A 395-nucleotide genomic window follows, 5' to 3' on the forward strand; every position below is an offset into this window, starting at 1 on the left:
CCCAGTCGGCGCCGGCCGCGGACAGGGCCTCCGCGTGCTCACGGCGCACGCCGCCGTCCACGCCGAGGGGTCGTGCGGGCGCGGCATCGCGGAGGGCCGAGAGCTTCGCCAGCACCCGCTCGTCGAACGCGCTCCCTGCCTGCCCCGGCACGATCGACATGCACAGCACGGGCAGGTCGAGCGGCACGGCCGTCGCGGGCGTCTGCGGGGAGACGGCGAGCCCGGCGCGCATGCCCCGGCGTTCGATCCGCGCGACCGCATCCTTCCAGTCGTCGCTCTCGACGTGCACGATCACGAGGTCGCAGAAGTCGGCCCACGCGTCGACCTCGCGCGCGGAGCGGTGCGCCATCACGTGCGCCTCGGCCGCCATGCCCGTCTGCGCGGCCAGCGCGGCG

The 395-nt window shown here is 76.5% G+C and carries 1 protein-coding gene; it reads right to left on the bottom strand.

Annotated elements, in window-relative coordinates; translation table 11 throughout:
- Positions 1-395: beta/alpha barrel domain-containing protein (locus DW309_RS08275; protein ID WP_524538335.1), on the bottom strand; the 395-nt coding region annotated here is incomplete at both ends.

The organism is Microbacterium sp. K41 (genome assembly GCF_004794395.1).
GTDB lineage: Bacteria > Actinomycetota > Actinomycetes > Actinomycetales > Microbacteriaceae > Microbacterium > Microbacterium sufflavum.